General features: G+C 35.6%; 15 protein-coding genes and 1 pseudogene. 14 read left to right on the top strand and 2 right to left on the bottom strand.

Features of this window, described 5'->3' with window-relative positions:
• Positions 1–35 precede the first annotated feature (35 nt).
• A complete protein-coding gene (locus FC091_RS04155) occupies positions 36–899 on the bottom strand; it encodes a hypothetical protein (protein ID WP_138433006.1) in 864 nt (287 codons plus the stop codon).
• 242 nt (positions 900–1,141) lie between these two features.
• On the opposite strand from FC091_RS04155, the gene FC091_RS04160 reads away from it, so the two are divergent.
• Positions 1,142–1,756 (top strand): DUF4230 domain-containing protein, encoded by a 615-nt coding sequence (locus FC091_RS04160; RefSeq protein WP_138433007.1) that lies wholly within the window; start codon positions 1,142–1,144, stop codon positions 1,754–1,756.
• On the opposite strand, the gene FC091_RS04165 is transcribed toward FC091_RS04160, so the two are convergent.
• A complete protein-coding gene (locus FC091_RS04165) occupies positions 1,751–2,056 on the bottom strand; it encodes a rhodanese-like domain-containing protein (RefSeq protein ID WP_138433008.1) in 306 nt (101 codons plus the stop codon). The two genes, FC091_RS04160 and FC091_RS04165, sit on opposite strands and share 6 nt — an antisense overlap.
• 47 nt (positions 2,057–2,103) lie before the next feature.
• On the opposite strand from FC091_RS04165, the gene FC091_RS04170 reads away from it, so the two are divergent.
• The 13 genes and pseudogenes from FC091_RS04170 (at position 2,104) to FC091_RS04225 (ending at position 13,478) form a co-directional block, all read left to right on the top strand.
• The gene (locus FC091_RS04170) at positions 2,104–2,682 is read left to right on the top strand and encodes a TetR/AcrR family transcriptional regulator (RefSeq protein WP_138433009.1); all 579 of its coding nucleotides are present in this window, start codon (positions 2,104–2,106) and stop codon (positions 2,680–2,682) included.
• Between the two features lie 111 nt (positions 2,683–2,793).
• Entirely contained in the window at positions 2,794–3,867 is a 1,074-nt protein-coding gene (locus tag FC091_RS04175) for a 2Fe-2S iron-sulfur cluster-binding protein (protein WP_138433010.1), read from the top strand.
• 109 nt (positions 3,868–3,976) lie between these two features.
• Positions 3,977–4,933, top strand: a complete 957-nt coding sequence (paaA, locus tag FC091_RS04180) for a 1,2-phenylacetyl-CoA epoxidase subunit PaaA (RefSeq protein ID WP_138433011.1) — start codon at positions 3,977–3,979, stop codon at positions 4,931–4,933.
• A gap of 69 nt (positions 4,934–5,002) precedes the next feature.
• Entirely contained in the window at positions 5,003–5,293 is a 291-nt protein-coding gene (gene paaB / locus FC091_RS04185) for a 1,2-phenylacetyl-CoA epoxidase subunit PaaB (RefSeq protein WP_076620128.1), read from the top strand.
• A 123-nt stretch (positions 5,294–5,416) separates the two neighbouring features.
• Positions 5,417–6,172 carry a 1,2-phenylacetyl-CoA epoxidase subunit PaaC gene (gene paaC / locus FC091_RS04190; RefSeq protein WP_138433012.1) on the top strand — a complete coding sequence of 252 codons (756 nt, stop codon included), beginning with the start codon at positions 5,417–5,419 and terminating at the stop codon, positions 6,170–6,172.
• Positions 6,173–6,322: 150 nt separating this feature from the next.
• The gene (paaD, locus tag FC091_RS04195) at positions 6,323–6,823 is read left to right on the top strand and encodes a 1,2-phenylacetyl-CoA epoxidase subunit PaaD (protein WP_138433013.1); all 501 of its coding nucleotides are present in this window, start codon (positions 6,323–6,325) and stop codon (positions 6,821–6,823) included.
• Between the two features lie 184 nt (positions 6,824–7,007).
• Positions 7,008–7,787: an enoyl-CoA hydratase-related protein gene (locus FC091_RS04200; protein ID WP_171032451.1), complete on the top strand. Its 780-nt coding sequence runs from the start codon at positions 7,008–7,010 to the stop codon at positions 7,785–7,787.
• 52 nt (positions 7,788–7,839) lie between these two features.
• Positions 7,840–8,157: pseudogene (locus tag FC091_RS15325) on the top strand (endonuclease domain-containing protein); the annotation flags it as partial.
• A gap of 141 nt (positions 8,158–8,298) precedes the next feature.
• Positions 8,299–9,234, top strand: coding sequence for a pyridoxal-phosphate dependent enzyme (locus tag FC091_RS04205; protein WP_394344062.1), 936 nt, complete (start codon positions 8,299–8,301; stop codon positions 9,232–9,234).
• 69 nt (positions 9,235–9,303) lie between these two features.
• Positions 9,304–10,482, top strand: a complete 1,179-nt coding sequence (locus tag FC091_RS04210; RefSeq protein ID WP_138433015.1) for a 3-hydroxyacyl-CoA dehydrogenase NAD-binding domain-containing protein — start codon at positions 9,304–9,306, stop codon at positions 10,480–10,482.
• Between the two features lie 90 nt (positions 10,483–10,572).
• Positions 10,573–10,977: a hotdog fold thioesterase gene (locus FC091_RS04215; RefSeq protein WP_138433016.1), complete on the top strand. Its 405-nt coding sequence runs from the start codon at positions 10,573–10,575 to the stop codon at positions 10,975–10,977.
• Positions 10,978–11,084: 107 nt separating this feature from the next.
• Complete coding sequence (gene pcaF, locus FC091_RS04220; RefSeq protein WP_138433017.1) at positions 11,085–12,293, top strand: 3-oxoadipyl-CoA thiolase; 1,209 nt, start codon at positions 11,085–11,087, stop codon at positions 12,291–12,293.
• Positions 12,294–12,311: 18 nt separating this feature from the next.
• Complete coding sequence (locus FC091_RS04225) at positions 12,312–13,478, top strand: S41 family peptidase (protein WP_138433018.1); 1,167 nt, start codon at positions 12,312–12,314, stop codon at positions 13,476–13,478.
• The last annotated feature ends 5 nt before the right edge of the window (positions 13,479–13,483 follow it).

Below are 13,483 nucleotides of genomic sequence, written 5' to 3' on the forward strand. Positions count from 1 at the left end.
CCTTAAAAATAGTTAAAAGATAAATAAGGCATCAACTAATTAAGAGCAACAAAGTTTTTGATTGAAGAAAAATAAGGTACTGTATTGAAAAAATCAGAATCTTTAGATTTAATATATTCAGAATTCTGTGTTTGCTTTTTTATAAAATTTGTTGTGTCAAAAACCTCCCAAATAGTTAATTCGTTAAGTTTGCCTTGCTGTGTTTGGTGCTCTGCTTTATACTTTGCGATTAGATGATCAGCTTCGCTATGAGTCACCATTTTCATAATTTTTCTTGAAGAGGTGCCAGTATTTATAGTGTGAGAAATCCAAAAAACTTTATTACTAGTATTTAATTTTTTTGATTTCCAATTAAGCATATTTGAAATACTTCTTGAAGTTTTAGCCCCTGGCTTAGGGTGTGTTGTATTGACAATGAGCTCATCAACCTTTTCTGCAACAGGTTTAGTTGGAATATTGTCAACCGTGTTTCTGTTTTTGCTACTTAGTTTGGCACTTTTAGTGATGATTGCAATATTAATTTTAAATAGAGCTTTCAGCTTTAAAACGGGTTGCTTTTCCTCTTTTTTACTTAATATTTCAATCTTTTTTGTGGGTGTATTTTCTATTTCTTCATGCCTAAGCAACGTCATAATAATTCTTTTGTCTGGCATTTTAGCTTGTACTACTAACCTTCCAAGAGGTGTATCGTGTAATGGTATCTTGGTTTCGTTACTTCTAACATCAACTGTTTTTTCAAAATCTTGATTGAAAATCTCAACATTATAAATGGTTTTTTCGCTGCTTAATATAAGAGTATCTCCTGCTTTGTTTAAGTTGTGTTTTAACTCTTTGGCTCTAAAATTAATATTTTGTAAGAGTGTAGATTTTTGGCCATATAAAGCCAGTGTCAAAAACATAAAAACAAGTATGTAAACGTTTTTAAGCATTAAAATGGATTAACTAATACTGCTCTGGAGACTTGAGGAAAAACAGCGTTGTAACTATCTAAAGTATTTATAAACACTAATTTGATTAAAAATCTAAGTTAGATTACCTTTTTTATGGATGATAGGCTTCGTCATTCGCTGTAATGCAAAAAAACAGGATTTAAAGGGTAAATTAGACAAACATTAAATACTAATTTGATTAAATTAGCCATATGCGAAAAATCTTATTCGGAGTTATAATAACCTTGATTATACTATTCACGTTTAAATATTGTGGTAGTAAAAAAGAAGAACAAATTATATTAAGGGAAAATTCTGCTTTAATTCAAAAGCAGTTAAAAAATGTCAGCAAGCTGGTTGTTACTGAAGGTCATTTTAGTGAGGTTTTTACCTACGAAAATTCTAAACGCATCTTTGCTGATTTGTTAGAGGCAGAAAAGAAGGCGATTGTGGTCGTAAATGCAGATGTAACCGTAGCTTACGACTTGTCTAAAATTGAATACAACATTGATGAAACCACAAAAACACTTCAAATACTAAGTATTCCGAAAGAGGAAATAAAAATTAGCCCAGATTTAGAGTATTATGATATTCAGGCTGATTATCTAAATCCTTTTGAAGCAGATGATTATAACAATATAAAAGAGATTGTAAAAAAGTCTCTAATGAAAAAAATTGAAGCTTCAGATTTAAAATCTAACGCAGAAAATAGATTGTTAAGCGAGCTCTCAAAACTTTACATACTCACCAATTCACTAGGTTGGACGCTTGAGTATAACCAAGCACCAGTTGAAAGTCTAGAAAGCTTAGATAGACTAAAGTTATAATTTTTTATTCAAGGAAACCCAACCACCACCATTAGTAGCTTCAATATTATTCAAATTTAAAAACTTAGCAGCTTTAGCGGAGCGCACACCACTAGCACAGCAAGTCACCACTGGTTTGTTAAATTTTTTTACTTCGTCAATTCGGTTGTTCAATTGGTCTAGTGGAATATGTAGAGCCTTCTCAATATGTCCAGCATCCCATTCACGCTGGCTGCGTACATCAAGAATTACAGCTCCATTTTCTAAAAATTCATCAACTTGACGTTTTTTGGTGCCAAATATAAAATCTAAAAATCCCATAGTTTTTCTTTTTTATAAATTTACGTTGAATAAATCACTTCCTAAAATTGAAAACTGAAACACGTAAAGACGAAATCATAAAAACTGCAGCAAAACTCTTCAAAGAAAAAGGTTACAGCGCAGTAACAATGCGCGATTTGGCTTCTGCTATGGGAATGAAAGCAGCTAGTTTATACAACCATATCAAGTCTAAGCAAGAAATTCTAAAAGAAATAATCATTTCATTGGCAGAAGAGTTTACCGAAGGTTTGGCTCTAATTCAAAAATCAAATATTTCTAGTATTAGAAAAATAGAAGAGGTTGTCAAACTACACGTTAATATTACTTCTCAAAATACTTACGGAATGGCATCCCTAAATAATGACTGGATGCATTTGGAAGAAAAATTGGATTATTATCTTGAGTTACGTGCTAACTACGAACAAAATTTAAGGCAAATAGTGGTAGAAGGAGTTGAACAAGGAGAAATAATAGACGAAAATATTGAGATTATGTTATTTTCAATCTTATCAACCTTAAGATCGTTGTATCTATGGATTCCTAAAAAAGACTATCTCAATCCAGAAAAATTATCACAACAATTAAGTACAGTTCTTGTTAAAGGTATTAACAAAAAAATCGATTAATTTTTTGTAAATTTGTCAAGCAAACTAACAACTGTTAGTTTTTTTAGTAGGTAATTCGAAATCGTTTTCGGGTTAAGCTTAAAAGTTTTAAAGTTTAGATTATAACTGTTAATGGCAGATTTTCATAAATTAAGAATAAAAGATATTTACAAGGAAACAAAAGACACCTCTGTTGTAACTTTTGATGTTCCTGATGCTTTGCAAGACGAATTCAAATTCTCGCAAGGGCAGCATTTAACGCTCAAGACGTTAATTAATGACGAAGATGTACGTCGTTCGTATTCGTTATGTTCTAGTCCTTATGATAACGAATGGAAAGTTGCAGTCAAAGAAATTCCAGGAGGAAAATTCTCAACCTTTGTCAATAGCACATTAAAAGCAGGAGACGAGCTAGATGTTATGGCTCCGAGCGGAACATTTGGAGTAGATTGTAATGTAGATAATGCTAAAAACTACCTGTTCTTTGCAGCAGGAAGTGGTATTACGCCAATTCTTTCAATGATCAAAGCGCATTTGGCAGTAGAGCCAAACTCAACTTGTAAGTTGTTTTATGTCAATAAAACTGCAAAATCTATTATCTTTAAGGAAGTCTTAGAGCAATTAAGAAATACTTATTTTGGTCGTTTGGAAATCTATTATTTCCTAACCAAAGAAAAGCGAGATATAGAGTTGTTCAATGGTCGTTTTGATGATGAAAAAATGAAAGTGCTCACCAAAACATTCATTGATATTCCAGATACAAGCGAAGTGTTTTTGTGCGGACCAGAAGATATGGTCAATTATGTGAGTAATTATTTGGCTGAAGCAGGTTTGCCAAAAGATTTAATTCATTTCGAATTATTTGTAAAAGGCCTAACTGAAGAAGATAAAAAACGTGTTGAGCGTTTATCAGAGCAAAAAGTAGATGGCGTTGAAGTTGTTATTATCGATGGCGGAAAAGAATTCCGCTTCACAATGCAAAAAGACGACGATAATATATTAGATGGTGCGCTCATTGCAGGAGCAGATTTGCCATTTGCGTGCAAAGGCGGTGTTTGCAGTACCTGTAAGTGCCAAGTCATGGAAGGTGAAGTTGAAATGAAAATCAACTATGCGTTAGAGGAAGATGAAGTTGAACAAAACTATGTGCTAAGCTGTCAAGCAGTACCAACTACAAAAAGAGTTGTGGTAGATTTCGACGTTTAAATAAAGATTTGTCATTCCTACCTAGGTTGGAATCTCAAAATATATTGAAAAAGAAAAATTAAGTTTCACCAGCTAAAAGCAATAAGCTAATAGCCTAAAGCTAAAAGAAATGAGTGGAGATCAAATCAAAAATTTAGAAGCAGAATTTGAAGCGCGTATTGCTCGCGACGAAAAAATTGAACCTAAAGACTGGATGCCAGAAAAATATCGACAAACGCATATTAGGCAAATCAGTCAGCACGCACATTCCGAAATTGTAGGAATGTTACCAGAAGGTAACTGGATTACTCGTGCGCCTTCCTTACGTCGTAAAGTAGCCTTATTGGCAAAAGTGCAGGATGAAGCTGGTCACGGATTATACTTATACAGTGCTTGCGAAACATTAGGGATTACTCGAGATGAGTTATATGAGCAATTACATTCTGGTAAGGCAAAATATTCTTCCATTTTTAATTATCCAACAGTAACTTGGGCAGATATGGGAGCCATTGGTTGGTTGGTAGATGGCGCAGCCATTATCAATCAAGTGCCACTTTGTAACACCTCTTTTGGGCCTTATGCAAGAGCCATGGTGCGCGTGTGTAAGGAAGAAAGTTTTCACCAACGCCAAGGCTACGAAATTATGCTAAAGCTTTGCAATGGTACACCAGAACAAAAAGAAATGGCGCAAGATGCACTTAACCGTTGGTGGTGGCCAAGTTTAATGATGTTAGGACCAACTGATGATATGTCAGTGCATACCGAACAATCAATGAAATGGAAATTGAAACGAAAAACCAATGACGAGTTACGTCAACAGTTTATTGACCAAACTGTGCCTCAAGCTGATATTTTAGGATTAACAATTCCAGACCCGGATTTAAAATGGAACGAAGAGCGTCAGAGTTATGATTTCGGAGAAATTAATTGGGACGAATTTTGGCAAGTCGTAAAGGGTCACGGACCAATGAACAAAGAGCGAATGAAAGCCAGAGTTGGAGCTTGGGAACGAGGCGAATGGGTTAGAGACGCAGCTATGGCTCATGCTGAAAAACAGCAAGAAAGAAAAAACAAGCAAGTAGTATAATCAGAAGTTTAGACTCGAGAAATGAGAAAAGTACTCTGATAAAGTCTAACATCTAACATCTAATATCTAATGTCTAATAAAAAGAACTGGCCACTTTGGGAGGTTTTCGTAAGAAGTAAAAACGGATTAGAACACCGTCATTTCGGAAGTCTTCACGCAGCAGATGCAGAAATGGCTTTAGAAAATGCACGAGACGTTTACACAAGACGTAACGAAGGTGTAAGCATTTGGGTTGTGGAAAGTAAGCACATTACAGCATCAAACCCTGAGCATAATGGCGAATTATTTGAACCAGCACAAGACAAAGTGTATCGTCATCCAACATTTTATGATTTACCAGACGACGTAAAACATATGTAATAAAGCGAGGCTTTGTCATCCTGAACTGTCACACTGAGTATAGTCGAAGTGTTGTTTCAGAATTTCTTTATTGGAGTTAAATGTCACCTTGATCACAGTCGAAAGGTCTCAATTTGAGTAAAAATGAAAAACAAAAACCTATACAACTATATCCTAGGCATCGCAGATAATAGCCTAATTCTCGGTCAGAGATTAGGAGAGCTTTGCGGTCACGGACCAAGTTTAGAAACCGATATCGCGTGCACCAATATGTCATTAGATTTATTAGGGCAAGTACGTAGTTATTATCAATATGCAGCGAAGATAGCTGGAGACGGCAGAACTGAAGATGATATCGCAATGCTTCGTAAAGAACGCGAATACTTCAATGTGTTATTGGTAGAGCAACCAAATACTGATTTTGGATACACAATGGCAAGACAATTTTTGTTCGATGTATATCATTTTTTAATGCTAACCGAATTAGAAAAAAGTACCGATTTAAACTTATCAGCTATTGCAAAAAAATCCATCAAAGAAGTGAGTTACCACAAGCGTTTCTCATCCGATTGGATTAAGCGATTAGGCGACGGAACAGAAGAAAGTCATAGTCGTATTCAAACCGCAATAAATGATTTATGGACGTATACTGATGAATTGTTTCATCAAACCGAAGCTGATAAAGCTATTGTTGCAGAAGGCGTTGGAGTAGATGTGACTAAATTAAAAGATGCTTATTACGAAGAAGTAAATGCAGTTTTAGAAGAAGCAACGTTAAGCGTTCCTCAAAGCAAATATTTTCAAAAAGGAGGAAAGCAAGGCATTCATACCGAACATATGGGTTACTTGCTAGCCGATTTACAATATATGCAACGTACTTATCCAAATATGGAATGGTAGCCAACTCTTGATTTGTCATCCTGAACTGTCACACTGAGCGCAGTCGAAGTGTTGTTTCAGGATCTCATTAGTCACTTCGAGTGATTTGTGAAGAATGAACAAATTGTATCGACAAGCATTTTAGTAAAATACCCGTTTTAGTAAAAAATAATGACAACAACAGAGCAACATATAAACCCAAAACTGGTAGAAATTCTAGAGTCCATTTCAGACCCAGAAATCCCAGTATTGTCCATCATGGACATGGGAGTGGTACGCTCTGCCATTATCGAAAATGATGTTGTAAAAATTGAAATCACACCCACTTACAGTGGCTGTCCTGCAATGGATGTTATCGGAGACGATATCAAACTTGCCATGCAAAAAGCCGGTTATGAAGCTGAAGTAGATTTGATTTTACATCCTGCTTGGACAACCGATTGGATTACGCCAAGAGGCAGAAAAGCACTCGAAGATTATGGTATCGCTGCACCATTAGATGCTGAAGCCGATAAGTCGGTGTTGCTTGAAGGAAAACAATTAGTAAAATGTCCGCAATGCGGAAGCACAAATACAAAAATGATAAGTCAATTTGGTTCAACAGCGTGCAAAGCACAATTTCAGTGCAACGATTGTCAAGAACCATTTGATTATTTTAAATGTTTGAAATGATTTGTCATTCAGAGCGAAGCAAAGAATCTAAATGTAAAAAGATTACCGCATCCTACGTCCTCGCAATGACAACTAAAAAAATTTGTCATCCTGAACTGTCACACTGAGCGTGGTTGCTGAGCAGAGTCGAAGTGCAGTCGAAGTGTTGTTTCAGGATCTCATTAAGATTAATAATTATAAAATTATGAGTTCAATAGAACTAAAAATAGAAAATAAAATAGCCTACGTTACATTAAATCGACCAGAAGTTTTTAACAGCTTCAATCGTGAAATGGCATTAAACCTACAGCAAGTTTTTGACGATTGCGAAAGTAATTCAGAAGTAAGAGCAATCGTGCTAACCGGAAACGGAAAAGCATTTTGTGCAGGACAAGACTTAAAAGAAGTGACAAGTCCGGAACTAAATCCAGGATTCAAGAAAATTCTAGAAGAGCATTACAATCCAATCATCACCAGAATTAGAAACATTAAGAAACCAATCATTGGTGCGATAAATGGTGTAGCAGCAGGAGCAGGAGCAAACATTGCATTAGCTTGTGATATCGTTGTGGCTCACGAAAAAGTAAGTTTCATTCAAGCGTTTAGTTTAATAGGTTTGATACCAGACAGCGCAGGAACCTTCTTTTTGCCACGCTTAATAGGTTTTCAAAAAGCGTCAGCATTAGCGATGTTAGGAGATAATGTCTCTGCCGATGAAGCCGAAAAAATGGGAATGATTTACAAAGTGTTGCCCTTAGAAAGCTTTGAAGAGGAAGTAAATAAACTAGCCTTAAAACTAGCTAATATGCCAACATTAGCTTTAGGAAAAATTAAGGAAGCTTTCAATCAATCTTTAACCAATAATTTAGAAAATCAACTAGCATTAGAGTCAAAATTACAAATAGAAGCAGCTCAAACTGAAGATTACGAAGAAGGCGTTTCAGCTTTTGTAGAAAAACGTAAACCAACTTTTAAAGGGAACTAGAATTATTCATCTGAGTATTGTCCCCTTGAGGGGACTTTAGGGGTGTAAAAAAGTGAAAAATAAAATTATTCCATATAATCCAAAACTAAAAGAATACGCAAGAGTACTTCGAAAGAATAGCACGCTAGCTGAAGTATTATTGTGGAAAAATATTAAAAACCGAGCTCTAGGAGTTCAATTTCATAGGCAAGTGCCAATGCTAGAATATATTGTCGATTTTTATTGTCATGAACTAATGTTAGCTATTGAAGTTGATGGAAATTCACACGATTATCGATATTTTGAAGATGTCAATAGGCAGAACAAACTAGAAGAATATGGAGTGAAATTTATTAGGTTCAGTGGCTCAGAAGTTAAAAACAACATGTTCAGTGTGTCTATGTCGCTTGAAGAAAAAGTTAAAGCTTTAAAAACACCCCTAAAGTTCCCTCAAGGGGACAATAGTGCTAGTAATATTGTTGAGGAATGTCCCCTTGAGGGGACTTTAGGGGTGTCTGACAATCAAATAAATATTAAACATCTTTTAAATAAAACCCACCAAAGAATAAAACCATTTATTCACAAAACACCTGTGTTAACATCACAATTGTTAGATGAAATAACAGGTTGTAATGTGTTTTTTAAATGCGAAAACTTTCAGAAAATGGGTGCGTTTAAAATGAGAGGTGCAGCAAACGCAATTTTATCCCTTTCTGATGAAGAAAGACAAAACGGAGTTGTAACACATTCTTCAGGTAATTTTGCTCAAGCTGTGTCACTAGCAGCTAAGAAAATTGGTGTTAAGGCATATATCGTTATGCCAGAAAATGCGCCACAAGCTAAAAAGAATGGTGTTAAAACCTATGGTGGTGAAATTATAGAATGTGAGTCAACAGCCGAAGCCAGAGAATTTACAGCGAATAAAATTCAAAAAGAAACTAAAGCGTCATTTTTACATCCATCTAATCAAGATGAAGTGATTTACGGTAATGCGACAGCAGCAAAGGAGTTGTTAGAGGAGCAGCCTAAACTCGATATAGTTATAGCACCAGTTGGAGGTGGTGGATTATTGGCAGGTACAGCTTTAGCTATTAGTCAGTTTGCACCAAATTGCAAAATAATAGGAGCAGAACCAATGGAAGTCGATGATGCTTATCGTTCTTTAAAATCAGGTAAGATTGAAAAAAACAAAAGCACAAATACCATTGCAGATGGATTGAAAACCTATTTAGGAGACCGTAATTTTCCAATTATAAAAACTTTGGTTAATAAAATTATCAGAGTAGAAGAACAAGAAATTAAAGAAGCTATGCAACTCATTTGGGAACGCATGAAAATAGTTGTAGAGCCATCAAGCGCAGTAGCTTTTGCTGCTGTTTTAAAGAATAAAGAAGAATTTAATAATAAGAACGTCGGAATCATCATTTCTGGCGGAAATGTAGATCTGGCAAATCTTCCCTTTGGATGATTTGTCATCCTGAACTGTCACACTGAGCTTGTCGAAGTGTTGTTTCAGGATCTCAATATAAAAACAAATATGAACGTAGGAATAATAGGTTCAGGAACAATGGGAAGTGGCATCGCCCAAGTAGCGGCAACTGCAGGTTGTTCTGTAAAATTATACGATACCAACCAAGAAGCTTTAGATAAAGCTAAAGCAAGCCTTGAAAAAATATTAAATAGACTCATTGAAAAAGGTCGAATAGATACTGAAGAAAAAAACAGAATTCAGTCAAATATCACGTATGTCGATAGTCTAAAAGCACTAGCAGATTCAAATCTTACGATTGAAGCTATCGTTGAAAATATCGATATCAAGAAGAAAGTCTTTTCAGAATTGGAAAGCTATGTTGCGGATGATTGTATTATAGCATCAAACACGTCGAGTTTATCCATAGCATCCATAGCATCATCATTGCAAAAACCGGAGCGTTGTATCGGAATTCACTTTTTCAATCCAGCACCATTAATGAAGTTGGTTGAGGTCATTCCAGCAGTGCAAACCTCAAAAACGGTTTTAGATAAATCCGTTGAAACCATAAAAAGTTGGAAGAAAACAGTAGCTGTTGCCAAAGATACACCTGGTTTTATCGTAAACCGTGTGGCGCGACCATTTTACGGAGAAGCCTTAAGAATTTACGAAGAAGGCATTGCTGATTTTGAAACCATTGACCATAGCTTGAAAACATTGGGAGGTTTTAGAATGGGACCATTCGAATTAATGGATTTTATTGGTAACGATGTCAATTACACCGTAACAGAAACCGTGTTTACAGCCTTTTATTTCGACCCAAGATACAAACCCAGTTTCACACAAAAGCGTTTAAGTGAAGCAGGCTATTTAGGACGAAAATCAGGAAAGGGCTATTACGATTATGATTCTAGTGGAAAAATCATAAATAGTTGTCATCATGAACTTGATTCAGGATCTCATGAAGAATTAGCACAAACCATTTTCGACCGTGTTTTAGTTATGCTCATTAACGAAGCAGCAGACGCTTTGTTTTTAAACATCGCATCAGTAGAAGATATAGACAACGCAATGACCAAAGGTGTTAATTATCCAAAAGGATTATTAGCATGGGCAGATGAAAAAGGCATTGATTGGTGCGTAACCAAACTAGATGAATTATACAATGAGTATCACGAAGACCGTTACCGATGCAGTCCCTTGTTGCGTAAAATGAATAAAGAAAATAAAACATTCTTTAACTAGCGTCAGTTCGAGTGCGAAGCGTATCGAGAACAAGCCAAACTTCTCGATACAATTTTCTGTCGAAAATCACTCGAAGTGACAAATTGAAGTATGAAAGGAGAACAAATCCCACATAAAATGTTAAGTCAAGATGCATTCAGCACTTGGTTAGGCATTGAAATTTTAGAATGTGAAATTGGTCGTTGTCGCGTGGCAATGACGGTTCGCAAGGAAATGCTTAATAGTATGGGAAAAGCACACGGTGGAATCAGTTATGCATTAGCAGATACCGCTTTTGGTTTCGCAGCAAATACACACGGAAAGTTTGCTGTGTCCATAGAAACCAGCATCAACCATATTGAAGCATTAAATGAAGGAGATTATTTAGTTGCTGAATCTGTGATAGAAAACGTAAAAAACAGACTCGGATTTAATATTGTAGAAGTAAAACGAGGATATGAACTGGTAGCACTTTTTAAAGGTGTTGTCTATCGCACTCAAAAAGATTGGGAATAAAAAGACTTGTCATCCTGAACTTGATTCAGGATCTAAAAAGAATAGAGAAAAATAAATAGTAAGAAGTTCGACTTCAATTTCGATTTCGGCTTCGATTTCAAAATAATATGGAAGCATACATAATAGACGGCATAAGAACACCAATAGGAAATTACAAAGGTACATTATCTGCTGTAAGAACAGACGATTTAGCAGCTTTAGTCATCAAAGAAATAGTAAAACGAAACCCAAACATCCCAAAAGAAGCATACAACGATGTTATTCTTGGTTGCGCCAATCAAGCCGGAGAAGACAACCGAAACGTTGCACGTATGGCATCACTTTTAGCAGGATTACCATTTACAGTTCCAGGAGAAACTGTAAATAGATTGTGTAGTTCAGGTTTGTCAGCAATTATTCACGCAAACAGAGCGATAAAAGCAGGAGATGGAGATGTGTTCATTTCAGGAGGTGTTGAAAATATGACACGCGGACCATACGTTATGGCAAAACCATCAAGCGCTTTTGGAGGCGATTCAAAACTGTACGATTCCACATTCGGATGGCGTTTTGTAAACCCAAAAATGCACGAAATGTATGGCACAGACGGAATGGGAATGACAGCTGAAAATCTTGTCGAAAAATATAATATTTCAAGAGAGGACCAAGATGCATTCGCATACTGGAGTCAGATGAAAGCGTCACAAGCGCAAGAAAACGGACGATTAGAAAAAGAAATTGTACCTGTCGAAATTCCACAACGCAAAAAAGACCCAATCGTTTTTGCAAAAGACGAATTTGTAAAACCAACAACATCAAAAGAGATTTTAGCCAAATTACGACCAGCCTTTAAAAAAGAAGGAGGAAGCGTAACCGCAGGAAACGCATCAGGATTAAACGACGGAGCAGCCGCAACCATTATCGCTAGTGAAGAAGCTGTAAAAAAATATAATCTAAAGCCTTTAGCGCGCATCGTGAGTTCTGCTGTTGTGGGTGTGGAGCCACGAATTATGGGCATCGGTCCAGTCGAGGCGTCCAATAAAGCTTTGGCAAAAGCCGGATTAACAATGGACGATATCGACATCATAGAGCTCAACGAAGCCTTCGCAGCACAAACGTTGGCGTGCACCAGAGCTTGGGGATTGGCAGACAATGACCCAAGAATCAACCCAAATGGGGGTTCTATCGCAATTGGCCATCCGCTTGGCGTTACAGGCACCAGAATCGCCTATTCAGCGGCTTTAGAGCTCAAAGAGCAAAACAAGCGCTACGCATTGGTAACGATGTGTATTGGCGTGGGTCAAGGCTATGCAGCTGTTATTGAAAATATGAGTTAAATTATTGTTTTTCGTTACATGAATAAAATTCTGATTTTATTAATTCTATTAATTACTAATATATCCTCTGGTCAGGATAAAAGCTGTGATTGCCTAAATAGTTTAGAAGAGATTTCCAAAAAGATTAAGTTAGCCAAGAGTTATAAGTCTCAGATTAAAACTAAATCAGATGAATTCAGATTTGAAGAATGGAAAAACCAAATAATAAAGGAAATTAGTGAAGATAGTCTTAAGGATTATTTTTGTTTAGGATATCTTCAAAAATACATCTCTTTTATAAAAGATAATCACAATATGATTTATCAAAAGACGGAAGCCGATTTATTTAAGCCTTTGTTTTATGAAAGAGAAGTTGATGATGTTATTGACTCAGATTCAATTTCTGGAATTTACTATTCGGGTAACGAAACTATAAAACTTATAAAACATTCAAATTCGAGCTGGTTGGGTGTTATGGATACTTCAGATTCTGATATTTGGAAAAATGGTGCCATAAGATTAAAGCTTAACAAAACCTCAAAAGGGAAATTTGAAATATTCGAGCATTATAAAAACGGCTTACTCGTATACAATAACAATATAGAAATAAAGAACAATAGAATAGGAAACACCTTTTGGAATAAAGACAACACGTATCATTTTTATAAACAACACGAAGAAAATTTCGGTTTTAAATCTTTAGACGCTAATCATGACTATATAAATATCAAAACCCTTAAGCGAACATATGAGCTAATGGATGAAGCTGATACGTTTTACAACGATTTAAAGCAAAAATTAGTCAAGCCTTATTTAATTATAGATTTAAGAAACAATGGAGGTGGTTCTTTATTGCAAACAAAATCACTTATTAAATTGTTAAAAAAGACAAAAGAAATCAAAAAAATTTATGTGCTTATCAATTTTTTAACAGCTAGTGCGGCAGAAATAAGTACGCTTCGGCTAAAAGACGATAAGCGCACTGTTATTGTCGGCGAGAATTCAAAAGGGGCAGTGTCATATGGTTATGGAAATGAAGGGATAGCAGGAAGATTAAATTGTGATTCTATTGAATATGCGTTTTCCATAGAAGTGATTAAAAATGATTATTTAAAGTATGAACAAGTTGGTATAACACCAGATGTGCTACTAAATAATGATAAAGATTGGATAAGAAGGATAATTGAGTTAAATCCAAAAGAGTAAAGATG

Source organism: Winogradskyella algicola (genome assembly GCF_005869935.1).
GTDB lineage: Bacteria > Bacteroidota > Bacteroidia > Flavobacteriales > Flavobacteriaceae > Winogradskyella > Winogradskyella algicola.